General features: G+C 55.1%; 19 protein-coding genes. 17 read left to right on the top strand and 2 right to left on the bottom strand.

Going from position 1 to position 26762, the window contains the following annotated elements; genetic code table 11:
- Nucleotides 1-3 precede the first annotated feature (3 nt).
- The 11 genes from ACU6TU_RS13020 (at nt 4) to eno (ending at nt 16070) form a co-directional block, all read left to right on the top strand.
- Nucleotides 4-561 carry a PilN domain-containing protein gene (locus ACU6TU_RS13020; RefSeq protein WP_447144253.1) on the top strand — a complete coding sequence of 186 codons (558 nt, stop codon included), beginning with the start codon at nt 4-6 and terminating at the stop codon, nt 559-561.
- Nucleotides 554-1207 carry a type 4a pilus biogenesis protein PilO gene (locus ACU6TU_RS13015; protein ID WP_447141826.1) on the top strand — a complete coding sequence of 218 codons (654 nt, stop codon included), beginning with the start codon at nt 554-556 and terminating at the stop codon, nt 1205-1207. Before ACU6TU_RS13020 ends, ACU6TU_RS13015 begins: the two co-directional genes overlap by 8 nt.
- Nucleotides 1204-1743 carry a pilus assembly protein PilP gene (locus tag ACU6TU_RS13010; protein ID WP_447141825.1) on the top strand — a complete coding sequence of 180 codons (540 nt, stop codon included), beginning with the start codon at nt 1204-1206 and terminating at the stop codon, nt 1741-1743. The genes ACU6TU_RS13015 and ACU6TU_RS13010 overlap by 4 nt, the downstream gene beginning before the upstream one ends.
- A 41-nt stretch (nt 1744-1784) precedes the next feature.
- Nucleotides 1785-3890 carry a type IV pilus secretin PilQ gene (gene pilQ / locus ACU6TU_RS13005; protein ID WP_447141824.1) on the top strand — a complete coding sequence of 702 codons (2106 nt, stop codon included), beginning with the start codon at nt 1785-1787 and terminating at the stop codon, nt 3888-3890.
- Entirely contained in the window at nt 3890-4483 is a 594-nt protein-coding gene (aroK, locus tag ACU6TU_RS13000; protein WP_447141823.1) for a shikimate kinase AroK, read from the top strand. Before pilQ ends, aroK begins: the two co-directional genes overlap by 1 nt.
- On the top strand, nt 4480-5586 hold the full coding sequence (gene aroB, locus ACU6TU_RS12995; RefSeq protein ID WP_447141822.1) for a 3-dehydroquinate synthase: 1107 nt from the start codon (nt 4480-4482) through the stop codon (nt 5584-5586). Before aroK ends, aroB begins: the two co-directional genes overlap by 4 nt.
- Nucleotides 5587-6071: 485 nt before the next feature.
- Complete coding sequence (gene gltB / locus ACU6TU_RS12990; protein WP_447141821.1) at nt 6072-10517, top strand: glutamate synthase large subunit; 4446 nt, start codon at nt 6072-6074, stop codon at nt 10515-10517.
- Between the two features lie 49 nt (nt 10518-10566).
- A complete protein-coding gene (locus ACU6TU_RS12985; RefSeq protein ID WP_447141820.1) occupies nt 10567-11985 on the top strand; it encodes an FAD-dependent oxidoreductase in 1419 nt (472 codons plus the stop codon).
- A gap of 174 nt (nt 11986-12159) precedes the next feature.
- Entirely contained in the window at nt 12160-13842 is a 1683-nt protein-coding gene (locus ACU6TU_RS12980; protein ID WP_447141819.1) for a CTP synthase, read from the top strand.
- A gap of 7 nt (nt 13843-13849) precedes the next feature.
- Complete coding sequence (gene kdsA, locus ACU6TU_RS12975; protein WP_447141818.1) at nt 13850-14710, top strand: 3-deoxy-8-phosphooctulonate synthase; 861 nt, start codon at nt 13850-13852, stop codon at nt 14708-14710.
- A gap of 70 nt (nt 14711-14780) precedes the next feature.
- Nucleotides 14781-16070 (top strand): phosphopyruvate hydratase, encoded by a 1290-nt coding sequence (gene eno / locus ACU6TU_RS12970; protein WP_447141817.1) that lies wholly within the window; start codon nt 14781-14783, stop codon nt 16068-16070.
- Nucleotides 16071-16647: 577 nt separating this feature from the next.
- On the opposite strand, the gene fdxA is transcribed toward eno, so the two are convergent.
- Together fdxA and mutS are read right to left on the bottom strand one after the other, a co-directional pair.
- On the bottom strand, nt 16648-16971 hold the full coding sequence (gene fdxA, locus ACU6TU_RS12965) for a ferredoxin FdxA (protein WP_447141816.1): 324 nt from the start codon (nt 16969-16971) through the stop codon (nt 16648-16650).
- 158 nt (nt 16972-17129) lie between these two features.
- Nucleotides 17130-19709, bottom strand: a complete 2580-nt coding sequence (gene mutS, locus ACU6TU_RS12960; protein WP_447141815.1) for a DNA mismatch repair protein MutS — start codon at nt 19707-19709, stop codon at nt 17130-17132.
- A gap of 165 nt (nt 19710-19874) precedes the next feature.
- On the opposite strand from mutS, the gene ACU6TU_RS12955 reads away from it, so the two are divergent.
- The 6 genes from ACU6TU_RS12955 to csrA all read left to right on the top strand — a co-directional run bounded on the left by ACU6TU_RS12955 (nt 19875) and on the right by csrA (nt 26659).
- Entirely contained in the window at nt 19875-20396 is a 522-nt protein-coding gene (locus ACU6TU_RS12955) for a CinA family protein (protein ID WP_447141814.1), read from the top strand.
- A 117-nt stretch (nt 20397-20513) separates the two neighbouring features.
- On the top strand, nt 20514-21632 hold the full coding sequence (recA, locus tag ACU6TU_RS12950; RefSeq protein WP_447141813.1) for a recombinase RecA: 1119 nt from the start codon (nt 20514-20516) through the stop codon (nt 21630-21632).
- Between the two features lie 30 nt (nt 21633-21662).
- Nucleotides 21663-22124, top strand: a complete 462-nt coding sequence (locus tag ACU6TU_RS12945; protein WP_447141812.1) for a regulatory protein RecX — start codon at nt 21663-21665, stop codon at nt 22122-22124.
- Between the two features lie 191 nt (nt 22125-22315).
- A complete protein-coding gene (gene alaS, locus ACU6TU_RS12940; protein WP_447141811.1) occupies nt 22316-24925 on the top strand; it encodes an alanine--tRNA ligase in 2610 nt (869 codons plus the stop codon).
- A gap of 105 nt (nt 24926-25030) precedes the next feature.
- Nucleotides 25031-26281, top strand: coding sequence for an aspartate kinase (locus ACU6TU_RS12935; RefSeq protein ID WP_447141810.1), 1251 nt, complete (start codon nt 25031-25033; stop codon nt 26279-26281).
- 189 nt (nt 26282-26470) lie between these two features.
- The gene (csrA, locus tag ACU6TU_RS12930) at nt 26471-26659 is read left to right on the top strand and encodes a carbon storage regulator CsrA (RefSeq protein WP_447141809.1); all 189 of its coding nucleotides are present in this window, start codon (nt 26471-26473) and stop codon (nt 26657-26659) included.
- Nucleotides 26660-26762 lie beyond the last annotated feature (103 nt).

Raw genomic sequence — 26762 nt, 5'->3', positions numbered from 1 at the left:
GTGATGATAAACCTGCTGCCCTGGCGTGATGCTCGCCGAGAACAGCTGACACGGCGTTTTTATGTACGCCTTATAGCGACCTTGGTATTGGCAATGATTCTGGGCGGTCTGGCCACGTTTTATTATGACGCCGAGCTGAAAGCGCAGCAGCAGCGCAACGATTTCATTCGTCAGCAGATACTTCAGCTTGATGACGACATTCGCCGTGTGCAGGAATTCAAGGCGGATGCTGAGGCGTTAAGTGAACGGCTCACCTCTTTCCAGAATTTGCAGAATGCCCGTGGTGCGACGGTGGTGTTCTTCAATAATCTGTCGGCCAGTATAGTCGATGGCGTGGTTTATCAGCGATTATCGCGCAATGCTGATCTGGTGAGTGTCACCGCTGAAGCCGGGACGGATCGACAGGTATCCGAGCAACTTCGCCAGATTGAGAAAATGCCGGAGCTGGGAGTTCCTGCGCTTTCTGAAGTCGAGCGGGAGGCCTCTTCCACACGACGAATTTTCCGTTTTGATGTGCGTCAGATGTCACTTGCCGCGCCGGACGAGGTGAGTGATGAATAAGAACCGCTGGAACGAAGAGTGGGAACGCCTACGAGAGACGGATTTTCAGTCACTTGACGTAAAGGAGGCGGGCGCCTGGCCATTGTTGCTGAAAGTTATTACCTTTCTGCTGGTTTTTGTGGTGGCGTTGGCGGTGCTTTACTGGTTTGTCATCAAGGAGCGTATCGACACCTTATCGGATGCCCGTCAAACAGAAGCCAGATTGCAGGCTGAGTTCCGACAAAAAGCGGCAGAAACCACGTATCTGCCGGAAATTGAGCAGCAGCTGGCGGATATGGATAAACAGATCCAGCGCTTACGCGCCATGCTGCCCACCAATGCCGAGATTCCTTCACTGCTTGATAGCATCAGCGACGCAGCGCGGGATAATCGCCTGAGCGTGGAAAACATACGTTTGCAGGCAACGGCCAGTCAGACACACCATATTGAGCATCCTTTTGATATCGAAGTTCAGGGTAGGTATCACGATATTGCGCAGTTTGTGGCTGATATGGCCGCGCTGCCTCGCATCGTGACACAGCATGATTTTGTTCTTGAACCTGTTGATGGCGAATCGCCAACGTTGCGGTTGGCGATTCTTGCCCGAACTTACAGTGACCGTTTTCAGGCTGACAGTGTAGAAACTCGAGAAGAGGGCGAGCAATGAGCCGCTGGCAAGGTTGGGGGTTGCCTGTACTGGCTTTGCTGCTGCTAAGTGGCTGTGCGGATGCGCAGCTTGGCAGTCTGGCCCAACAACTTGAAAAGATCCGTCAGGCACCCGGTGTTCAGCAACCATTGGTCGTACCGAATGTGCCGGAATATCAACCGGTTGCCTATGTCCATGAGGATAAACGCAGCCCCTTTCTGGCACCGGAAGCGGTGGCAGGTTTTTCCGTGCCTGTACAAACGGTCAGTTATGAACTGGCGCCTGATACGTCTCGCGATCCGGAACCTCTCGAGCGATTCTCCCTGCAGGAGCTTCGGTTGGTGGGAATGCTGAAAATGAATGACCGTCAACGTGCCTTGGTTCGAACGCCTGAAGGTGATGTGGTGAGCGTTAGTGAAGGTAATTATATCGGTCCCGATTATGGGCGGATTGTTCGTATTGGTGATACGCATATTGAGGTGAATGAACGAATTTTCACCCAAACCAGCGGCTGGCAGATACGTGATGTGACGCTAACAATAGGTAATGGCGAATGAGCCGGGATATCGTCAGGCACCTACGGATAAGGGGTTGTTGAATGTTGAGTAAGACGCTAAACGTGATGCTGTTGCGCCGCATCCTCACCGGTATACTGTCGCTATTTGCCTGTCTGCCTGCATTGACCTATGCAGCGGTGTTGGCGGATCTGAGTGTTGAAAGTGTCAGCGCGGATCGCGTGGAGATTAATCTTAAGTTTTTCGGCGAAGCGCCGGTTATTCAGGAGTACCAGCTGACGTCACCCAACCGCTTGATGTTGGACCTGTCAGATACCCGTAGTGCCCTTGGGCAGCGCTATTTTGATGTTAATCAGGCCGGTGTCGAGCGCATTACTGCCGTCGAAGGTAATGGCCGCACGCGGCTGATTGTCAATATGGCCGGTGCTTACGACTATACAACCCAGCGCGATAGCGATTCTCTGCGGGTCTCAGTGGGAGCGGCGATCAATGACACAGATAATGTCCGCCCATCATTTGCCGAGAACACCGTTTCGGATCCTGGCGACACCAGCTTGGCCACCACCCAGGGGCCGCAGATTGAACGAATTGATTTCCGCCGTGGCGATGAGGGGGCGGGAAAGCTTGATGTGGTATTCAATCGCGAGAATATCCGGGTTCGTGTGGAAGAAGACGGGCGTAACCGTGTCGTGGTCGATCTGCGGGATGTGGCGATTTCTGACGCGCTTAACCAGATATACGATGTGACGGATTTCGCAACACCGATTCAGCGCATCGTGCCCAGAGCCACGCAGCGCGGTACGCAGTTAGTGCTGGAGACGCAAGGCCCTTATGCCATGATGTCTTCCCAGAACGGCCAGACGCTAACCGTGGAAGTTCAGCCAGCAAATGAAACCTCCCAGTCGCTATCTCAGCAACGTTCAGCAAACGGTGAAGAGGTTTACTCCGGGGAGCCCCTGAGTCTTAATTTTCAGGATATTGAAGTGCGTGCGGTACTTGCCACGCTGGCTGAATTTACGGGCCTGAATATCGTCGCCAGTGACAGTGTGACGGGGCGGGTGACTCTCAACCTCAACGAAGTGCCCTGGGATCAGGCGCTGGATCTGATTCTGCAGAGCCGGGGGTTATCAAGTCGCGAGAAGGGCAATGTCATTGTCGTGGCACCCGCTCAGGAACTGGCCCAGTTGGAACGTCAGGAGCTTGAAGCGCGCAATCAGCGCGATACGCTGGAACCACTGATTACTGAATTCGTTGAAGTCAAGTATGCCCGGGCGGAAGACCTGGCACAGCTGTTACGTGGTGGAGAGGGCTTTGGTCTGCTCACTGAGCGGGGGCGGGTGAGTATTGATCAGCGCACCAATACCTTGCTGATTCAGGATACCCGTGATCAGGTTGACCAGGTTCTGTCTACGCTGGATCGTCTGGATGTGGCCGTGCGTCAGGTGCAAATCGAAGCGCGCATTGTGATTGCCCGTGATACCGCCTCCCGCGAGCTGGGTATCAACTGGGGGATTTCCAGCAACCGGGGCTTTCAGCAGGCAGAGAATGGCAACTATACGCGGCGTAATGTCAATCCGGGTAATATCAACCGGGCGCAGGGTGGGTTAACCGTTGACCTGGGGGATAACTCAGCCGCTCAAAGTACCTTTGGCTTTGGTTATCTGTCCGGCGATATACTGCTGGACCTGGAGCTTAGGGCGCTGGAAAGTGAAGGTAAGAGCCAGACAATTTCCCAGCCGCGTATCATTACGGCCAACCAGCGAACTGCGATTATCAGCCAGGGTGAAGAGCGGGCCTTCCAGAGCGTTGATGGCAATGACAATCCGGATACCGAGTTCAAAGAAGCCCTGCTTTCGTTGGAAGTAACCCCCCAGATCACCCCGGATAACCGGATTATCATGGATCTTGTTATCCGTAATGACAGCTTCCGGGAGTCCGAGTTTGGGGGGGAGCCGCCTATCGATACCAATACCATTGAGACACAAGTGCTGGTTGATGATGGGCAAACCGTTGTTTTAGGTGGTATCTTGACAACAGAAGAATTGCGCCAGATGGCCAAGACGCCTTTACTGGGTGATCTACCTCTCATTGGAAGACTGTTCCGTTATACTGAAGAGAGTAGTGAAAAAGTAGAGTTGCTGGTCTTCATTACTCCACGATTACTTGATGATGGTTTGGCGGTTCGTTAATGCAGGATTTACCCAATCTTTTTTTGATCGGCCCCATGGGGGCAGGCAAAAGCACCATTGGTCGCTTGTTGGCGGCTGAGTTGGCGCGCGACTTTGTGGATAGTGATCATGCGATTCAGGACCGCTGTGGCGCCGATATCCCATGGATATTCGATGTTGAAGGCGAGTCAGGTTTTCGTCAGCGTGAAGTGCAGATGATAGATGAACTGACTCGCCGCGCCCCTATCGTGCTGGCGACAGGCGGTGGTGCCGTGTTGCGCGAAGAAAACCGCCGGGCCCTGCGTGATCGCGGGACGGTCATCTACCTGATGACTACCGTCGAACAGCAGCTCAGGCGAACCTCCAAGGACCGTAATCGGCCGCTACTGCAATGTGAAAACCGCGAGCAGGTGCTCTACGACATGTTCGCCAAGCGTGATCCGCTTTATCGTTCGACGGCTGACGTCAGCGTGCGTACCGATCGGCGCAGCCCGCGGGCGGTGGTCAATGAAATTCTGCGCCGTGTCCAGCGCCTGGTGGACCCACTTCAGCCAGATGAGAGCGCCCCTAAAAACACCACCAATCAAACCGTTACAAAGAAGGTATCGTCATGACGCAGTTACCGGACGCCCTGCGTACGCTGAATGTCTCCCTGGGTGAGCGTAGCTACCCGATCCATATCGGTGCTGGGTTATTGAGCGACCCGCAGGCCATCCTGCCGTATCTGGCAGGGCAGCAAGTCATGATCGTTACCAACGAAACCATCGCCCCCCTGTATCTGGAAACGCTCTGCGCGCAGCTGCCGGATACTCTGGACGTGAAGACCTGTGTGCTGCCGGATGGTGAGCAGTATAAAACCATCGAGCAGGTCAACCGCATCTGGGGAGCGTTACTCGAAGCGGGGTTCAACCGGCGTTGCACGCTGATTGCACTGGGCGGCGGCGTGATTGGTGATATGACCGGTTATGCAGCTGCCTGTTACCAACGTGGGGTGGCGTTTATTCAGGTGCCTACCACGCTACTGGCGCAGGTGGATTCCTCGGTAGGCGGTAAAACGGGGGTCAATCACCCGCTGGGCAAAAACATGATTGGTGCTTTCTGGCAGCCCAGGGCGGTTCTGGTCGATCTTGATACCCTGGTAACGCTGCCTGACCGGGAAATTTCCGCCGGGCTTGCCGAGGTTATCAAGTACGGTCTGATTCGCGATGAGGCGTTTCTCAGTTGGCTTGAGACGCACATGTTGGCGCTACGAGGTCACGACGCCCATCATCTGGCGGAGGCGATTGCCAGAAGCTGCCAGATAAAAGCGGATATTGTCGCAGAAGACGAAACCGAGCAGGGAGTAAGGGCATTACTGAACCTTGGGCACACCTTCGGGCACGCCATTGAAGCGCATCAGGGGTACGGTAACTGGCTGCACGGTGAAGCGGTAGGAGCGGGTATGGCGATGGCCGCTACGCTATCTCATCGCCTGGCATGGATTGATGACGCGGCGCTAGCCCGTTGCCTGGCTGTGATTGAAAGTGCAGGTTTACCGCTGGCAGCACCGCAAGACATGCAGCGTGATGACTTTCTGGTGCGGATGCGCCGTGACAAGAAAAACATCGATAGTCGACTGCGTCTGGTGTTGCTGAATGCCTTGGGAGATGCCTGTCTCAGTGATGAAACACCCGATGAGCAGCTCAATGCGTTACTGGATGAGTTTCCACGTCACTAAGCACTGCGCGTCATTAAGCACAGATAGCGATGAAGCCCGGCTGACTATATCAGGCGGGCTTTTCTATGCGTGTAAGGCGGTGTTTAGTCTTACCTGGGGCTGGCAGATAGAGATTCGAGAATCGATAATCAGAATGCCTTATGCGCTATCGGCATGGGATTTTCGTCTAATTGTAGACTAAAGTTTAAATTTGATTTTTTTCGTTAAATTATCGTTTTGCTGCGCTGCAAGTTATTGACGTGTATCGGTTTTTTATTTTTCATGTTTTGCAACCTGCGGATTTGGCAAGGTTTTTTGCATTCCTGCGGCGGAGATGTGATTGCACTACGCGGGTGCCAGTGGCTATGCTGAGCGGCCATTTTCCATTCTAGTGGTGGCCGCTTTTTCCCAAGGTAGACCAAGAAAGGTAGAAGTAAAAAATTCAGAAAACCTTCCTTTATACCATGGCGCCGCTGTAAATAAAACACGCTTTTTGAGGCACGCCCATGAACAGAGGTCTTCATCAACCCGGCGAGTTTCGTGACAATTGTGGCTTCGGCTTGATTGCCCATATGGAAGGGCAAGCCAGTCACGACTTGTTGAAAACTGCCATTGAGTCACTCACCTGCATGACCCACCGTGGCGGCATTGCAGCCGATGGAAAGACCGGTGATGGTTGTGGCTTGCTACTTAAAATGCCCGACCGCTTCATGCGCGAAGTGGCGGCAGAGACTTTCACTCAACCACTGGGTGAGGCATTTGCCGTTGGTGTCATTTTTCTGCCTGATGATGATGCCCGTGCTGAGCGTGCCCAGGCCACACTGGAGCAAACGCTGGAACAGCGGGGGCTGACGGTTGCGGGCTGGCGGGTCGTGCCAACCGATGCGTCCGTGTGTGGCCCGATGGCGCTTGATTGCCTGCCACGCATTCGGCAGATCTTTGTCACGCCTGGCAGCGGCGAACATTTCGATGTCGACCTTTTCATGGCCCGTCGCCGTGCTGAAGAGCAGTTACGTGATGAGCCCGATTTCTATGTGGCATCACTGTCATCTGAAGTAGTGTCTTATAAAGGGTTGGTGATGCCGGCAGACCTGCCAGCGTTCTACCAGGACCTGAACGACAAGCGCCTGGAAACGGCCATCTGTGTCTTCCATCAGCGCTTTTCGACTAATACGGCACCGCGCTGGCCTCTGGCCCAACCGTTCCGGTTGCTCGCCCATAACGGTGAAATCAACACGATTGAAGCCAACCGTGGCTGGGCTAACTCACGCAAGAAAAACTTCGTCAGCGATCGCCTGCCGGATATTGCCGAGCTTGATGAGATTGTTAACACCAGCGGCTCGGACTCCTCAAGTATGGACAACATGCTTGAAGTATTACTCACCGGCGGTATGGATCTGCACCGCGCCGTGCGCATGATGGTGCCACCTGCCTGGCAGAACGTGGAAACCATGGATGCCGAGCTGCGTGCGTTTTACGAATACAATTCCATGCACATGGAGCCTTGGGATGGTCCTGCCGGCGTGGTCATGACCGATGGTCGCCAAGCGGTGTGTATGCTGGACCGTAATGGTTTGCGCCCGGCGCGCTGGGTGATAACCAAAAACGGTTTTATTACGCTGGCATCGGAAATCGGCACTTATGATTACAAGCCCGAAGACGTGGTCGCCAAAGGGCGCGTCGGGCCCGGTCAAATGTTGGCCGTCGACACTCAGACCGGCGAAGTGCTGCATACCGATGAGATTGATGGCCGATTGAAAGCGGCGCACCCTTACAAGCGCTGGTTAAAGCAGGAAGCCCATTATCTTGAATCAGCGCTGACCGAACTGGCGCGCTTTCAGGCCATGGACGTTGATGTGTTGAACACGCAGCAGAAAATGTTCCAGGTCAGCTTCGAAGAACGTGATCAGGTGTTGCGTCCGCTGGCAGAAAGTGGTCAGGAAGCCGTAGGTTCCATGGGGGATGACACGCCGATGGCCGTGCTTTCCTCGCGCCCGCGTCTGCTGACTGACTATTTTCGGCAGAAGTTTGCTCAGGTGACTAACCCGGCCATTGATCCGTTGCGCGAAGCGATCGTGATGTCGCTGGAGACCTGTATCGGCGCGGAACGGAATGTCTTCAATGCAACGCCTGAGCATGCCCACCGAATCATTCTCACGACACCGGTATTGTCGCCGCGCAAGTTTACGGCGCTTGTTAATAATGATCAGGATCCGGCCTTCGTCAGCCATACCCTGTCGATGGGCTATGATCCTGCTGAACAGAGTCTTAAACAGGCGCTGACCGCCCTATGTGACGACGCTGAAAAACAGGTGCTGGCGGGCAAAGTCGTTCTGGTGCTTAGTGATGCGGATCTTCCTCAGGGGCAGATTCCCATTCAGTCCGTGCTTGCCGTGGGTGCTGTGCACACTCATCTTGGTCGGTTGGCGATGCGTCCTGATGCCAACATTGTGGTGGAGACGGGCTACGCTCGCGATGCCCACCAGATGGCCGTATTGTTTGGTGTCGGTGCGACCGCCGTGTATCCCTGGCTTGCCTACCAGGTCATGGCAGACATGCAGCGTGTCGGCGAGTTGACCGGTAATCCGGCGGACGCGCGGGAAAACTATCGTAAAGGCATGCAAAAAGGCCTTTATAAAATCCTGTCCAAAATGGGGATCTCTACCCTGGCTTCCTACCGTGGCTCAATGCTGTTCGAGGCGGTGGGGCTGGACAGCGACATCATGCAGATGTGTTTTGACGGCATGGCCTCGCGTATCCAGGGAGCAGGCTTTGCGGAACTCCAGTTACAGCAGGAAGCTCTTGCCCGTGATGCATGGATTCCGCGCAAAGGCATTTCCCAGGGTGGCCTGATGAAGTATGTGCATGGTCATGAGTACCATGCCTACAACCCGGATGTGGTTATGTCGCTGCAGCAGGCCGTGCAGGAAGGTGACTACCAGAAATGGAAAAAATTTGCCCAGCTGGTCAATGAGCGGCCCGTCGCCACCATCCGCGATATGCTGTCACTCAAGCCGTCAGATACGCCTGTGCCACTGGAAGAAGTGGAAGGCATTGATGAGCTGATTCCGCGCTTTGATAGCGCCGGGATGTCACTGGGTGCACTTTCGCCAGAGGCGCATGAGGCTCTGGCGCAGGCCATGAACGAAACGGGCGGCCGCTCAAACTCTGGTGAAGGGGGGGAAGATCCCGCACGTTATGGCACGGTGCGCAGTTCCAAGATCAAGCAGATTGCCTCAGGCCGCTTTGGTGTGACGCCGCATTATCTGGTGAACGCCGACGTACTGCAGATCAAGGTGGCTCAGGGGGCTAAACCCGGTGAAGGCGGCCAGTTGCCGGGGGGGAAAGTGAATGCCCTGATTGCTCGGCTGCGCTATGCCGTGCCGGGGGTTACGCTGATTTCACCGCCGCCGCATCATGACATTTACTCGATTGAAGATCTGGCGCAACTGATCTTTGACCTTAAGCAGGTCAACCCGGATGCCCAGGTTTCTGTGAAGCTGGTCTCGGAGCCGGGTATCGGCACCATTGCCACAGGGGTTGCCAAGGCCTATGCCGACCTGATTACCGTATCAGGTTATGACGGTGGCACCGCCGCCAGCCCGCTGACGTCCATCAAGCATGCGGGCTCGCCCTGGGAACTTGGCTTGCCGGAAGTTCATCAGGCGCTTCGTATCAATGGCCTGCGTAGCAAGATTCGTCTGCAGACCGATGGCGGACTGAAGACCGGCCTTGATGTGGTGAAAGCGGCAATTCTGGGGGCGGAAAGCTTTGGTTTTGGTACCGCTCCCATGGTGGCGCTGGGCTGTAAATATCTGCGCATCTGCCATTTGAATAACTGTGCTACCGGCGTCGCTACCCAGGATGATTACCTGCGCGGCGAGCATTTCCGCGGCACGGTCGATATGGTCAAAAACTACTTCCGCTTTATCGCTGAAGAAGTCCGTGAGCTGATGGCCATGCTGGGTGTGCGCCAGTTGACGGATCTTATCGGGCGTACCGATTTACTTGAAGTGCTGGAAGGCCAAACAGCGGCTCAGCGCAAGCTGGACCTGACGCCGCTGCTGGGGAATGACTTTGTGCCCTCGGATGCGCCGCAATTCTGCCAGGTGAGCCGTAACGTACCCCATGATCCAGGGGCCAAAAATCTGGAAGTCCTGGACGCGGTTAAAGACGCGATTGAAAGCAGATCAGGCGGCACCTTCACGTTTCGTATCACCAACTGCGACCGTAGCGTAGGGGCCTTGACGTCAGGGGTGATCGCCAAGCGCTATGGCGAGGTCGGCCTTGAAGAAGCGCCGCTGGATGTGCGCTTTACCGGTGTGGCAGGGCAGAGCTTCGGGGTATGGAACGCGCGTGGCCTGAACCTTCACCTCGAAGGCGATGCTAACGATTACGTGGGTAAAGGCATGAACGGCGGTCGGATTGTGATTATACCGCCGCGTGAAAGCCAGTTTGAAAGCCATAAAACCGCTATTGTCGGCAATACCTGCCTGTACGGTGCCACCGGTGGCCAGCTATTTGCGGCAGGTATTGCCGGTGAGCGTTTTGGCGTGCGTAACTCAGGCGCCCGCGCGGTCATTGAAGGCGCAGGCGATCATTGCTGTGAATACATGACCGGTGGTCTGGTCTGTGTACTGGGTAAAACCGGGGTTAACTTTGGCGCAGGCATGACCGGTGGCTTCGCCTATGTGCTCGACGAGGATCGCACCTTTGTTGATAAGTACAACCATGAGCTCGTCGAAATTCATCGCGTCAATACGGAAGTCATGGAGGCCTACCGCCGCCATCTGCGCGAGGTGATTGAAGAGTACGTGGCCGCAACAGGCTCGCAGCGTGGGGCCGATATTCTGGAGGACTTTGGTGATTATGTGCGCCATTTCTGGTTGGTGAAACCCAAGGCAGCCAGTCTGAGCAGCCTGCTGGACCAGTCGCGCCGACACGCTGAATAAGCGGCTTTGCCTGAATTGCTGATGCCGAATCACCGAGAGGACAATAATCATGGCCAACCGATTAAATAACGACTTTCAGTTTGTTGATGTGGGTCGTCAGGATCCGAAAAAGAAAGAGGCCCGTTCACGGGCGAAAGAATTTGCCGAAATCTATGAGCCTTACAAGCCCACTGATGCAGCCAGTCAGGCACACCGTTGCCTGCATTGCGGCAATCCGTACTGTGAATGGAAGTGCCCGGTGCACAACTACATTCCCAACTGGCTTCAGTTGGTGGTGGAAGGCAATATCATCGAGGCAGCGGAGCTTTCGCATAAAACCAACTCACTGCCTGAAGTCTGCGGTCGGGTTTGCCCTCAGGATCGCCTGTGTGAGGGTGACTGTACGCTGAACGATGGTTTTGGGGCTGTCACGATCGGTTCGGTGGAGAAATATATCACCGATACTGCCTTTGCCATGGGCTGGCGCCCGGATATGTCCAAAGTGGTGTGGACTGACAAGAAAGTGGCGATTATCGGCGCGGGTCCGGCTGGGCTTGGCTGCGCTGATATTCTGGCACGCAGTGGCGTCAAACCGGTGGTGTTCGATAAGTACCCGGAAATTGGCGGCCTGCTGACCTTTGGTATTCCCGAGTTCAAGCTGGAAAAAAGCGTGATGGAACGCCGTCGGGCGGTATTTGAAGAGATGGGCGTAGAGTTTCGCCTAGGTACCGAGATCGGCACCGATGTTGAGTTTGAAACCCTGTTGCAGGACTACGACGCGGTTTTTCTGGGCATGGGAACCTATAAGTACATGGAAGGGGGTTTCCCAGGGGAAGATCTGCCCGGTGTCTACAAGGCGCTGGACTTCCTGATTGCTAACGTTAACCGTTGTCTGGGGTTCGAGAAGGATCCGGCAGATTACATCTCGATGCAGGGCAAGCGCGTGGTGGTGCTTGGCGGTGGTGATACGGCGATGGATTGTAACCGTACGTCGATCCGGCAAGGGGCTGCCAGCGTCAGCTGTGCCTATCGTCGCGATGAAGAAAACATGCCGGGCTCACGCCGTGAAGTGGCCAATGCCCGGGAAGAGGGCGTGGAGTTTCTGTTCAATCGTCAGCCGGTAGCGGTTGTCGGTGAAGATAAAGTCGAAGGGGTGAAAGTGGTGCGCACCCGCTTGGGTGACGCCGATGAAAACGGTCGCCGTCGTCCTGAAGTCGTCCCTGGCTCTGAGGAAATCATTGCCGCTGATGCGGTGGTGATCGCCTTTGGTTTCCAGGCCAGTCCCGCGCCCTGGTTCAGCACCTCCAATATTGATGTGGACGAGCGTGATCGCGTGAAAGCACCGGAGCATGGTCAGTACGCCTTCCAGACCAGCAATGAGAAAATTTTTGCGGGTGGCGATATGGTGCGTGGTTCAGACCTGGTGGTCACCGCTATTTACGAGGGGCGCCAGGCAGCAGAAGGCATTCTGGATTACCTCGGCGTCTGATGAGTCTGCGTTTGAGGTATGCAGTTTCAGGCATGTAACCGGCAGGGAATCTGGTTACATGCCTGAAGGCATCGTCAGACCTAATTGAGCCTTTAGGCGTACTCTGCTATTCTGTCGTCCCATCCTGGTGTGGCTTTCTGCCGTGCCTTTTGATCACGTTTCGACAGGTTTTCCATGACACGATATATTTTCGTGACCGGCGGCGTTGTGTCCTCTCTTGGCAAGGGTATCGCGTCTGCTTCACTAGCGGCGATTCTCGAGGCGCGCGGCCTTAAGGTCACCATGCTCAAGCTCGACCCTTACATCAACGTTGATCCGGGCACTATGAGTCCCTTCCAGCATGGCGAAGTGTTCGTCACGGAAGATGGCGCAGAGACCGACCTTGATCTGGGCCACTACGAGCGCTTCATTCGTACCAAAATGACCCAGAGCAACAACTTCACCACGGGCCGCGTGTACGAAAACGTCCTGCGCAAAGAACGCCGTGGCGATTATCTGGGCGGAACCGTGCAGGTGATCCCGCATATCACCGATGAAATCAAGCGCCGCGTTTACGCAGGTGGCGAAGGGTTTGACGTGGCACTGGTGGAAATCGGTGGCACCGTGGGGGATATCGAGTCGCTGCCGTTTCTTGAGTCGATTCGTCAGATTCGCAGTGAACTGGGCGCCCAGCGAGCGCTGTTCATGCACCTGACGCTGGTTCCCTATATTGCCACTGCAGGCGAAACCAAGACCAAGCCGACTCAGCACAGCGTCAAAGAACTGCGCTCTATCGGCATTCAGCCGGATATTCTGATCTGCCGCAGTGAAGTCGAGCTTGAAGAAGCCGAGCGTCGCAAGATAGCGTTATTTACTAACGTAGAAGAACGCGCTGTGGTGCCGCTTCAGGATGCCGACACGATTTACCGCATCCCGTTAATGCTGCACGAGCATGGCCTGGATGAAATCGTCTGCAACAAGTTGCAACTGGAAGCCGGTGAGGCAGATCTTACCGACTGGGTCAGGGTGCTGGATGCCAAGCTCAATCCGCTAAAATCCGTCAGTATTGCCATGGTAGGCAAGTACATGGAGCTGCTGGATGCTTACAAGTCGCTGAACGAGGCCTTGATTCACGCCGGTATTCAGGACCGCATCAAGGTCAATGTCGACTACATCGATGCGGAAGATATCGAGCATCATGGCACCGAACGGCTGGCAGGCAAGGATGCTATTCTGGTGCCCGGCGGCTTTGGTGAGCGTGGCGTGGAAGGCAAGATTATGGCGGCCCAGTTTGCGCGCGAAAACCAGGTTCCCTACCTGGGGATCTGCCTGGGGATGCAAGTGGCCGTGATCGAATATGCGCGCAACGTGGCGGGTTGGGCGGATGCCAATTCGACCGAGTTCACCCATGAGACCCAGCATCCGGTGGTGGGCCTGATTACGGAATGGCTCAACGCTGAAGGCAAAATCGAGCTGCGTGATGCGGCGTCTGATCTTGGCGGCACCATGCGCCTGGGCGGACAGGTATGCCATCTGGAATCAGGCACGCGGGCGCATGCGGCCTACGGGGCAGACGAGATTGTTGAGCGCCACCGCCACCGCTTTGAAGTCAACAACCAGTTTATTGGTGAGCTGGAAAAAGCTGGCCTGGTGGTTTCCGGAAAAAGTGTCGATCAGTCACTGGTAGAAGTCATTGAGCTGGCCGACCACCCCTGGTATGTGGCGTGTCAGTTCCATCCGGAATTTACCTCCACGCCTCGCGACGGACACCCGCTATTTAGCGGTTTCGTCAATGCCGCCCTGGCGCACAAGACGGCTCGTATTCGCCATCAGTCAGCGGTCCAGACACCGTCAACCGCAGGGCATAACGAGGAGTAAGAGTCGCATGACTTACCCACAACCTGCAGAGCGTCATATCAACATTGCCGGCCTAACCGCCGGCAATTCTTTGCCGCTGATGCTGTTAGGCGGAATGAACGTGCTGGAAAGCCGCGACCTTGCCATGGAAGTCGCGGCCACCTATGTCGAGGTGACACGCAAGCTCGGCATTCCGTATGTTTTCAAGGCCAGTTTCGACAAGGCCAATCGCAGCTCGATCAATTCCTTTCGCGGGCCGGGCCTGGAAAAAGGGCTGGCGATTCTGGCTGAGATCAAAGAGCGCTTTGAGGTGCCCATCATCACCGACGTGCATGAGCCCTGGCAGGCCGAGCCTGCCGCCGAGGTGGCCGATATCATTCAACTACCGGCATTTATGGCGCGTCAGACCGACCTGGTGGTGGCCATGGCCAAAACAGGGGCAGTAATCAACCTCAAGAAACCTCAGTTTCTGGCACCCCATGAAATGCGTCATATCCTGAGCAAGTGCCAGGAAGCCGGCAATGACCAGTTGCTTCTGTGTGAGCGTGGTTCCAGCTTTGGCTATAACAACCTGATTGTCGATATGCTGGGTTTTGGAGACATGAAGCAGACGGGATTCCCGGTCTTTTTTGATGTCACTCATGCGCTGCAGCGCCCTGGTGGGCGGGCCGACAGCGCTGATGGTCGTCGTGCCCAGGTGGCTGAGCTGGCGCGTGCCGGTGTGGCTGTCGGCCTTGCCGGGATTTTTCTCGAGGCCCATCCTGATCCGGATAATGCCAAGTGCGATGGCCCTTGTGCGCTACCGCTGGATCAACTTGAACCGTTTCTTTCTCAGCTTGTTCAGCTGGATTCTCTGGTCAAAGGCTTTGTACCGCTGACCATTCGCTAAGGTGTCAGCAGAGCCAACTACCTGAACGCTGATAAAAGCTTTTTTGAACGCTAATAAAAAGGATAGATTCATGACGAAAATAGTCGATATTCGCGCGCTGGAAGTATTGGATTCGCGTGGCAACCCAACGGTATTCGCCACGGTTCGTCTGGAGAGTGGCGCACAGGGGGACGCCTGTGCACCCAGTGGCGCTTCCACAGGGTCGCGTGAGGCGTTGGAGCTACGCGACGGTGATAAGTCTCGCTATCTTGGCAAAGGGGTTTTGAAAGCCGTTGAAGCGGTTAATGGCCCGATTCGTGAAGCACTGCTGGGAATGGACGCTCGCGATCAGCGTGGCCTGGACGATGCCATGCTGAAACTGGATGACACGGAAAATAAAGCGAACCTTGGCGCTAACGCCATTCTGGCCGTATCACTTGCCGCCGCCAAGGCAGCCGCCAATGCCAAAGGGGTGCCTCTCTACGCACATATCGCCGAACTCTATGGTCAACCGGGTGAGTACAGCATGCCGGTGCCGATGATGAATATCCTTAACGGCGGCGAACACGCGGATAACAACGTAGATATTCAGGAGTTCATGGTTCAGCCGGTAGGCGCCGCCAATTTCCGTGAAGGTTTGCGGATGGGCGCTGAAATTTTCCATGCGCTGAAAAAAGTGCTTTCTGCCAAAGGGCTGTCGACGTCTGTGGGTGATGAAGGTGGCTTTGCGCCAAATCTGGCATCTAATGCCGATGCCTTGGCGATCATCAAACAGGCCGTCGCAGATGCCGGTTATCGTTTGGGTGATGATGTCACTCTGGCACTCGATTGCGCGTCCTCTGAGTTCTACAAGGATGGCCAGTACAACCTCTCCGGCGAAGGGAAAAGCTATGATGCGGAAGGCTTTGCTGATTACCTGGCCGGTCTGTGCGCCGACTATCCGATCGTCTCCATTGAAGATGGCATGGATGAGTCTGACTGGGATGGCTGGAAAGCGCTGACCGACAAACTGGGCGACAAGGTGCAGTTGGTCGGCGATGATCTGTTTGTGACCAACACCAAGATCCTCAAGCGTGGGATTGATGAGCAGATCGGTAACTCCATCCTGATCAAATTCAACCAGATTGGTTCGCTATCGGAAACGCTGGACGCCATCAGGATGGCCCAGGATGCTGGTTTTACTGCAGTAATTTCTCATCGCAGTGGTGAAACAGAAGACACCACGATTGCGGATCTGGCCGTGGGGACTAAGGCCGGTCAGATTAAAACAGGTTCACTGTGTCGCTCTGACCGCGTTGCCAAATATAACCGTCTTTTGGTTATTGAGGCAGAGCTGGGGAACGTTAACTACCCAGGTCGCAAGGCCATTAAAGGGCAGTAAACACAAAAAACGAAGCCATTGCGTACGACTTGTCTTCAGTTTTTGTAAGAAATATCTTACATGTGGCGTAGAGAATAGCGCAAAAACAAGTGTTTATCCGGGCAGATGTAACATTCTTGCCGGTTAATTGGTTGTTTTATGCTTTAAATGTTACACAAGGCGGGCCAAGTGGCCCGCCTTGTGTATTTTGGACGCCCTTGAGCCATCGGATAAATCTGCCACAATGCGTATATGGACAAGGGGAGGCAAGGAAGCTCTCAAGCAGGATGCAACGGGATAGACAGGTACGCTGGGTGATACCAAGAAGGTTGGCCTCGGCAGGGAATGTACCTGGGGATTGTTGGCACAGGCTGTGCCAATGGAGTTGCTAGGAGCAGGCGGCCTTCGGGCCGCTTTTTTTATGTCTGGCGCTTTTTATGCCTGGATGGCTAGCCTTCGTTGAGGCGGTTACGTTCGCGTCACATCATGACGTCACTTTACTGCTGGCTGAAGGCGCATTTCCTGAACAAAAACTGCGGCACTCATGAAAAAATCGAGCGCCGTAGTACGGTTGACCAAGAACGCAACATCCAGGTGTTTAGCGTTCCAGTTTTTCAAGCTTACCCGACTTGCCATCCCATTCTTCTGCATCGGGTAGCGGGTCTTTCTTCTCGGCGATATTGGGCCATACCTCAGCCAGCTCGGCGTTGATTTCGATAAACTGTGTTTGCTCGTCAGGCAGTTCATCTTCGGAAAAAATCGCCTCCGCCGGGCATTCCGGTTCGCACAAGGCGCAATCGATGCACTCATCCGGATGAATAACGAGAAAGTTGGGGCCTTCGTAAAAGCAGTCGACCGGGCAAACTTCCACGCAGTCAGTGTACTTGCATTGGATGCAATTCTCGGTCACGACAAACGTCATTGCTAATTCCCTCTTCACGTGCTGGTTATGTCGTCAGGTGGCATTTCCAGACTGGTTTAATAACATTTAAGAATAAAAAACTTTTTTTATATAAATAAGATGCTTTATTTTAGGGCGTGACACCTACCGGCGGCAAGTGCCATCTGCCTCCAATTCTATTACAGGCGTTCACGCCACTGATATAACAGGGCAAGTGCCTCACGCGGAGACAGGTCGTCAATGTGCAGCGATTCCAGTGCCTCTACGACCGGGTGCGTGGCCTGAGCAAAAAGATCATTCTGCAACGGGGTGTTGCGCGAAGACTCCGTGTCCGGCAGCGGGCCAGGCAAACTGTCGGTGTCACGCTTTTCCAGGCTATGCAATGTTTCTCTGGCCCGCCGGATAACCGCTGTGGGAACGCCTGCCAGCTGGGCAACCTGCAGGCCATAACTCTGGCTGGCCGGGCCCGGCTCAATGCGATGCATGAAGACAATACGGTCGCCATGCTCGGTCGCTGTCAGGTGAATGTTGGCAACACCGTCAGCATGCTCCGGCAATGCTGTCATTTCAAAATAGTGCGTGGCAAACAGGGTCAACGCGCGAAGACTGGCGAGGTGTTCGGCACTGGCCCAAGCCAGTGACAGACCATCAAACGTGCTGGTCCCACGGCCAATTTCGTCCATCAATACCAGGCTCTGCGACGTGGCGTTGTGCAGAATATTAGCGGTTTCGGTCATTTCCACCATAAAGGTTGAACGCCCGCCAGCCAGGTCATCGGAGGAGCCAATACGGGTGAAAATACGATCAACCGGGCCGATTTCCGCTGCATCAGCAGGCACAAAGCTGCCGCAATGCGCTAGCAGAGTGATCAGCGCTGTCTGACGCATATAGGTCGATTTACCCCCCATGTTCGGGCCGGTAATGATCAACATGGCCTGCTCGGGGCTAAGGGTGACATCATTGGGAACAAAAGGCGTTTCGCTGACCTGCTCGACGACCGGGTGTCGCCCGGCATGAACCCGGATGCCGGTTTCTTCCTGCAAAGTCGGGCGTACCCAGTTCAGGGCGTCAGCACGTTCGGCAAAGGCGCATAGCACGTCCAGCTCGGCCAGAGCACGAGAGGTTGCCTGGAGGTCATGCAATTGGCCGTTTAAGTCATCGAGAAGGCGTTCGTAAAGCCATTTTTCGCGGCTCAATGCGCGTGATTTAGCGGATAGGGCCTTATCCTCGAATTCCTTGAGCTCAGGAATGATAAAGCGTTCGGCGTTTTTCAGCGTCTGACGCCGAATATAATCGGCGGGCGCCTGCTGTGCCTGAGCGCGGGGAAGCTCAATAAAGTAACCGTGCACACGGTTATAGCCTACCTTGAGATGGCTGAGTCCTGTGCGTTCGCGTTCACGGGTTTCCAGTGCCACCAGGTACTCGCCGGCATTTTCCGCCAGGCCCCGTTGTTCATCCAGGGTGTCATCAAAGCCTTTGGCAATCACGCCACCTTCGCGAATTACCACCGGCGGGTTTTCAATAATCGCGCGTTGCAGGGTGTCGCTAAGTTCCGGATACGGCTGGATGTGTGCGCGCAGTTGATCAATTGTGCTGCCGTTTTCAATGGCACTCAAATGTTCACGCAGTTGGGGTAGTGTGGCCAATGCATCACGCAGCCTGGCCAGGTCTCTTGGGCGGGCGCTGTAGAGTGCCACGCGGGAAAGAATACGTTCAACATCGCCGACCGCGTTCAGGGTCTCACGCAAAGCTTCGTAGGCTACCTCTACCTGTAGCAGGGCAACGCCCGCCTGACGGTTGTTGACTATATCGCGCTGGCGCAGCGGGCGGTTAAGCCAGCGTTTGAGCAGCCGCGAGCCCATTGCTGTCGCACAGGTATCCAGTACGCTGGCCAGGGTGTTTTCGCTGCCACCGCCCAGATTGGTGTCAATTTCGAGGTTGCGCCGACTGGCGGCGTCGATCACCACGGCATCATCACGATTTTCAACACTGATAGACGTGACATGGGGCAGGCGGGAGCGCTGGGTATCGCGTGCATAGTCAACCAGTACCCCAGCCGCCACCAGCGCTGTGGTCAGGTGGGCGCAGCCAAACCCTCGCAGGTCCTGCACTTCAAACTGGTCGCAAAGGCTGCGGGTGGCGCTATCCAGGTCATACAGCCACTCACCCTGACGGCGCAGGCCGCGCAGTGATGACAGCGGCTCAGGCAGCGTCAGGTTCTCCGGTACCAGCAGTTCCGCTGGCGAGAGGCGAGTCAGCTCGGCGAGCATTTCTTCATCGCTATCGACCTCAAGCAGGCTGAAGCGACCACTGGAAAGCTCCAGCCAGGCAAGGCCCCACTTGGCCTGATGAGGCGCAATCGCCGCCAGAACATTATCGCGTCGCGCATCCAGCAGGGCTTCATCATGCAGGGTGCCAGGCGTTACGATACGAACCACCCGGCGCTCTACCGGGCCTTTGCTGGTGGCGGGGTCGCCGATCTGTTCGCAGATGGCAACGGATTCCCCCGAGCTGACCAGGCGTGCCAAATAGCCTTCTGCGCTATGAAAGGGAACGCCCGCCATCGGGATTGGCTGTCCGCCGGATTGGCCACGCTGGGTTAGCGTAATATCGAGTAACGCGGCGGCCCGTTTGGCATCGTCGAAAAACAGCTCGTAAAAGTCCCCCATGCGGTAAAACAGGAGAACCTCGGGGTGTTCACGTTTGATATTCAGGTATTGTGCAATCATCGGCGTATTTGCCGGGCTGGTAGTGGCCATGAGCGTCCTGAAATAAGCAGGGCGCAAGCTGAAAAGGCTTGCGCGCGGTTCCATAAATAACGTTTTACGCTTGAATGGGTTAGCGGCTTTTGGCCCCTCACATTCTTTGGGCACGCAAAAGCCGTTATTCTACGCTGAAGTCATCATCGACATGAAGGAGTGAGCATGGAACCAGACGTCGAAAGTCTGAAAAATCTTGATTTGACGCTACTCGCGCAACGCTTAGGTAAGCTCTGCCAGCGCCATCAGCTTGAAGTCACTACCGCTGAGTCCTGCACCGGTGGCGGTATCGCTAGTGCCATCACGGCAGTGCCTGGCAGTTCTGCCTATTTTTCGACGGGCTACGTGACCTACGCCAATGCCGCTAAAACGCGACTTCTGGGCGTGGAAGATACGCTGCTTGCCAATGACGGAGCGGTTAGCGAGGCGGTCGTCAAGGCGATGGTGGCAGGTGCCTGTAGAGAAAGTGGGGCGGATCTCGCCGTGGCAGTGAGCGGCGTGGCAGGCCCGGATGGCGGAAGCCCGGATAAACCGGTCGGCACGGTCTGGCTGGCCTGGGGGAGCAGGAATGAGCAGCACGCTGAATGTCTGCATTTTCCAGGAGACCGCCATGCCGTAAGGGAGCAGACGGTGCGCCAGGGGATTGCGACCCTGATCGTGTATATTAGCCATCAATACGGCGAATAAAGCGCAGCCTTCGCGTTGGGAATAAACGCATGTAATCCATGCCAGGGCATTTGCTTATGCCGCGTTTTTTGGCATACTACTGGCTAACTATACAGCATTTTTTTGAGGATTTTATCAATGGCTCAGGACGAAAACCGCACCAAGGCGCTTAACGCAGCGCTAAGCCAGATCGATCGCCAGTTCGGTAAAGGCACTGTCATGCGTTTGGGGGACACCCCGCGCGTGGTCATGCCGTCTGTGTCGACAGGCTCTCTGGGGCTGGATATCGCCCTGGGTATCGGCGGTCTGCCGTTCGGGCGTGTCTGCGAAATTTTTGGCCCGGAGTCATCGGGTAAAACTACCCTGACACTATCGGTTATCGCCCAGGCACAAAAACAGGGCAAAGTCTGTGCCTTTGTTGATGCCGAGCACGCGCTGGACCCGAGCTATGCGGAAAAACTTGGCGTTAATCTTGATGACCTGCTGGTTTCTCAGCCGGATACCGGCGAGCAGGCCCTGGAAATCACTGACATGCTGGTGCGTTCGGGGGGTGTCGACGTCATTGTGATTGACTCGGTAGCCGCACTGACACCACGGGCGGAAATCGAAGGCGAGATGGGTGACTCCCACGTTGGCCTGCAGGCGCGCTTGATGTCTCAGGCGCTGCGCAAAATTACCGGCAATATCAAAAACGCCAACTGCCTGGTGGTGTTCATCAACCAGATTCGCATGAAAATCGGCGTGATGTTCGGTAGCCCGGAAACCACTACCGGCGGTAACGCGCTGAAATTCTACGCCAGTGTGCGTCTGGATATTCGCCGCACGGGGTCGGTCAAGTCGGGCGATGAAGTCACCGGTAACGAAACTCGCGTCAAGGTCGTCAAAAACAAGATAGCGCCGCCGTTCAGGCAGGCCGAATTTCAGATTCTCTACGGCAAGGGGATTTATCATGCCGGTGAGGTGATTGACCTGGGTGTTCAGTGTAGCCTGGTCGACAAGGCCGGAGCCTGGTACAGCTATAAAGGCAAAAAGATTGGTCAGGGTAAAGCCAATGCGGCCCAGTATCTGGAAGATAACCCGGATACCATGGAAGAAATCGAAAGCCAGATCCGCGGGCAGCTTTTAGCGCAACCTGAGCCTAAAGATAAAAATAAAGAAGAAGGCGCGGATAAAGAAACAACCAGCGCTAAAAAAGGCAAGAAAGCCGCGCAGGAAGATGCCGCCGCTTTCGAACCCAACAGCGACGACTTGCTGTAACGTCCATGTCTCAATGGTTTGGGCCGTTTCATGGCATTTGATACGTCACAGCGTTCCCCCCGTGAGATCGCCATTGCCTTGCTGGCGCGGCGTGAATATTCCCGCGCCGAGCTGGCCTCAAAGCTGGCCGCCAAGCAGGTGCCGCCAGACGAGATAGACGCCTGCCTGGAGGATCTGGCCGCCAGGGAGTGGCAGTCAGATTCCCGTTTTGCGGCCAGCTTTATCCGTACGCGTATTTTGCGTGGCCAGGGCAAACGCCGCATTGAAAGCGAGCTACACCAGCGCGGCGTTGATAGCGCTACCATCCAGGCAGCGCTATCCGATGTTGTTGAACAGGAAGCGGTGGATTGGTTTGAGCTGGCGCGGGAAGTGCTGGAGAAGCGCTTTGATTCTGCGGGGGAAAGCCCTAAAGAGCGTGCCAAACGTGAGCGCTTTTTACTTGGCCGTGGCTTTGATTTCGAACAGATTCGCTATGCACTCTCCTGTCTGTAAGCGGTGCCTGCAGGCGCTTTGAGCCGTTCTTTTCGTACTTTGTTAGCGGCTTCTTATACTATTTTCAGCGTCTTCTCCTTCTCTGCGGCTTTAGTCGTTTGACAACTACGCTATAATGTCGCCTTTGCGACCCCGTCGGGTAGCGGCTAAAGCGCCCTGGGGCATCACGCCTTCTTGTTTACGGATACCCTATGAAAAGCGCAGAAATCAGACAGGCCTTTCTTGATTACTTTGAACAGCACGGGCATACCCCGGTGGCATCCAGCTCGCTGGTGCCGGGGAACGACCCGACGTTGCTGTTCACCAATGCAGGCATGGTGCCGTTCAAGGATGTGTTCCTTGGGCATGACCCGAGGCCTTACGTGCGTGCTGTCTCAGCGCAGCGCTGTGTGCGTGCCGGGGGCAAGCACAACGATCTGGATAATGTGGGTTATACCGCTCGCCATCATACGTTTTTCGAGATGATGGGGAATTTCAGCTTCGGCGATTATTTCAAGCGTGAGGCAATTAGCTTTGCATGGAATTTTCTGACTCAGACCCTGGGCCTGCCCAAGGAAAAACTCTGGGTGACCGTGCATATCAGTGATGACGAGGCCGAACGCATCTGGAAAGATGAAGTTGGTATCGACCCGACACGCTTCTCCAAGCTGGATGAGGATAATTTCTGGCAAATGGGAGATACCGGCCCCTGTGGCCCAAGCTCGGAAATCTTTTTTGATCACGGCCCTGACGTTTGGGGTGGGCCTCCCGGAAGCCCGGAAGAAGACGGCGACCGCTATATCGAAATCTGGAACCTGGTCTTCATGCAGTTTGACCGGGATGCCGAGGGCACGCTGAACCCACTGCCAAAACCGTCGATTGATACCGGTATGGGGCTCGAGCGCGTGGCGGCTGTCATGCAGGGTGTCCATTCCAACTATGAAATTGACTTGTTCCAGAACCTTCTTAAGGCGTCAGCTGCGGCGACTGGGCATGCGGATACCACGACACCTTCGTTACGCGTGATCGCCGATCACATTCGCTCCTGTGCGTTTCTGATTACCGATGGCGTGCTGCCGTCCAATGAAGGCCGAGGCTATGTACTGCGGCGGATTATTCGTCGTGCGGTACGCCACGGCCATAAACTTGGCGCCAGTGAGCCATTTTTCCACACCCTGGTGGAAGCGCTGGACGCGGAAATGGGCGGGGCCTACCCGGAACTACGCAAAGCGAAAGAGCAGATTGCCCGCATTCTGCTCAAGGAAGAAGAGCAGTTCGCGCGTACCCTGGACCATGGTATGGGGCTTTTGGAAACGGCGTTGGAAGAGCTGGATGGCAAGGTGCTGTCCGGTGCGACGGTGTTCAAACTTTATGATACCTATGGTTTTCCTTACGACCTGACCGCTGATGTTTGCCGTGAGCGCGGTGTCACTCTTGATGAAGACGGTTTTCAGCGTGAGCTGGAAGCTCAGCGTGAGCGGGCACGGGCAGCCAGTCAGTTCGGCGCGGATTACAGTGCCTCGATTTCGCTTGAGGGTGAAACCACGTTTACGGGTTACGAACAGCTGAGCGATGATGCCACCGTGACCGCCATTCTGGATGACAGTGGCAATGAGCGGTCGACCCTGGAGGTCGATCAGAAAGGGGTTGTTGTGCTTGATCGCACACCGTTTTACGCCGAATCCGGCGGTCAGGTGGGCGACAGCGGGTATCTGCATGTCGACGGCGGGCGTTTTCAGGTGACAGATACCCAGAAGCAGCGTGGTCATCACCTGCATCATGGGATCATGGTGGAAGGCGCGCTTAATGTGGGTAGTCATGTAAAACCGCAAGTCGATGCGTCGCTGCGTGCCGCCACGGTTCGTAACCATTCGGCAACGCATCTGCTGCACAAGGCGTTACGCATGGTGCTTGGCGAGCACGTTCAGCAGAAAGGTTCATTGGTAACGGCTGAGCGCCTGCGTTTTGACTTTAGCCACTTTGAGCCTTTGACCCGCGAACAGCTCAAGGAAGTCGAGCGTCTGGTCAACGAACAGGTTTTGGCCAACGCGCCGACGAAAACCGAACAGATGAGCCTGGATGAAGCCAAGGCGAAAGGGGCTGCCGCGCTGTTTGAAGCCAAGTACGCGGATGATGTGCGAGTGCTGACCATTGGCGCCGATGATTTTTCCATTGAGCTGTGTGGTGGTACGCATGTGGCGCGCAGCGGTGATATCGGCTGTTGCCACGTTGTTTCGGAAGTCGGTATTGCGTCCGGTGTCCGGCGTATTGAAGCGATTACGGGCGAAAACGCGTTGCAGTATTTCTATCAGCAGGAAGCTCGCGTCAATCGCATTGGCGAACGCATTAAGGCTAAGCCGGAGCAGGTGGAATCTCGTGTTGAGTCACTGGTTGAGCGTAATCGCCAACTGGAAAAAGAGTTAGAGCAGCTCAAGGCGAAACTGGCCAGCGCAGCAGGCAGCGATATGCTGGATCAGGCGCAGGATATCCAGGGCGTCAAACTGGTTGCTACCCAGCTGGAAGGCGTGGCAGGTAAGGAGCTGCGCAATGTCATGGATCAGCTCAAAAACAAGATGGGCTCCGGTGTCATTGTTCTGGGGGTTGCGGATAAAGAGGCCTCCAAGGTCAGCCTTATTGTTGGCGTTACCCAAGACCTGACAGATCGCATTAAAGCGGGTGAGCTGGTCAATCATGTGGCTTCACAGGTCGGCGGTAAAGGCGGTGGCCGTGCGGATATGGCCCAGGCGGGAGGCAGTCAGCCAGATGCCTTGCCGGATGCTTTACAGAGTGTTTCCAACTGGTTGGAAACAAAGCTTCGTTGATTTCAAGGCCGGTGACATCAGCGTTACCGGCCTTTATAGTTATGGGTGTACATATTTTTTAACACTTAACCCTTCATTTCCGAACGCAACAGGAAAAAAACCTATATGGCACTTTACGTTCAGAAGTTCGGCGGTACCTCGGTGGGCTCTGTCGAGCGCATCAAGGCAGTGGCGGAAAAGGTAAAAGGTTTTCGAGATCAAGGGCATCAGATAGTTGTCGTAGTCTCGGCCATGAGTGGTGAAACCAATCGCCTGACGGATATGGCAACGGCGCTGAACAGTGAACCATCACCGCGTGAAATGGATATGCTGCTCTCGACGGGTGAGCAGGTGACAATCTCATTGCTTGCCATGGCCCTTCAAAGCCTGGGAGTGCCTGCCACGTCTCATACCGGTGCGCAGGTGGGCATCCACACGGATAAGGCCTACACCAAGGCGCGTATTCAGCGCATTGAAACCGATGACCTGCGAGAAGACCTTGATGACGGCAAAGTCGTCGTGGTGGCAGGTTTTCAGGGGGTCGACGAGGAAGGCAATATCACCACGCTTGGCCGGGGTGGCTCGGATACCACCGGTGTAGCGTTAGCCGCTGCCCTGAAAGCGGATGAGTGCCAGATTTATACCGACGTCGATGGTGTTTACACCACTGACCCGCGCGTCTGTTCGAAAGCGCAGCGCCTGGAAAAAATCACCGTAGAAGAAATGCTGGAACTGGCAAGCCTGGGTTCCAAGGTGCTGCAGATCCGTGCCGTTGAATTTGCAGGTAAATACAACGTTCCCCTCCGGGTGCTGTCGAGCTTTCAGGACGGCCCCGGTACGCTTATTGTTGCAGACTCTGACCAAGACGAGGACTCCATGGAAGAACCGCTTATCTCCGGTATTGCCTTTACCAAAAACGAAGCCAAGCTGACTCTGTTAAACACCCCAGACGTGCCAGGTGTCGCATCGCGTATTCTCGGCCCGATTGCCGATGCCAATATCGAAGTCGATATGATTGTGCAAAACGTGGCACCTGCAGGTGATTACACCGATTTCACCTTTACGGTTGCTAAAGGTGATTACAAGGCGACCAAGCGTATTCTGGAAGAAACGGTTATACCTGACCTGGGTGGCGGTGAGCTGCGTGGTGACGACAATATTGCCAAGGTATCGCTGGTGGGGGTCGGGATGCGCTCACATGCCGGTGTGGCATCCAAGATGTTCCGCGTGCTGGCTGACGAAAATATTAACATTCGTATGGTGTCGACATCAGAAATCAAAATTTCTGTTGTGATTGATGAAAAACATATGGAACTGGCAGTTCAGGCGCTTCATGACGCCTTTGGCTTGAGCAAGTCGGATATTGAATCCGAGTGATTTTACGCCTCTGATCCTTCCTGACGACGAAAAGTTCATCACCATCAGGTGATGAGCTTTCTTTCAACGAAGAATTGATGTGTTATATTCGGTGTTCCAAAAGTGAAATAAAGTGTCATGCCCGTTAGGGCGAAATATTTCGCTGGCGGGATCCCGTTGCATTAAAAACGTCTGAGAAGGAGATCAGCCATGCTCATCTTAACCCGCCGAGTCGGCGAAACCCTGATGATTGGTGATGACATCACAGTGACTGTGCTAGGTGTCAAAGGTAATCAGGTACGCATCGGTGTGAACGCACCGAAGGATGTCTCTGTCCATCGCGAGGAAATCTATCAGCGCATTCAGCGTGAGCGCTCAGCTGACGTCAGCGAGGAATGACCTGATTTTTCGCGAGACGGAAAGCATGATGGAAATGAGAGCGGGCCATTCGTTGTTACCTCAGTGGGTGTCGTTTCGTTTCAGCGGCGCGTTTCTGGCCCGC

The organism is Halomonas sp. LS-001, assembly GCF_052983955.1.
This window is presented reverse-complemented; position numbering and strand designations above follow the sequence as displayed.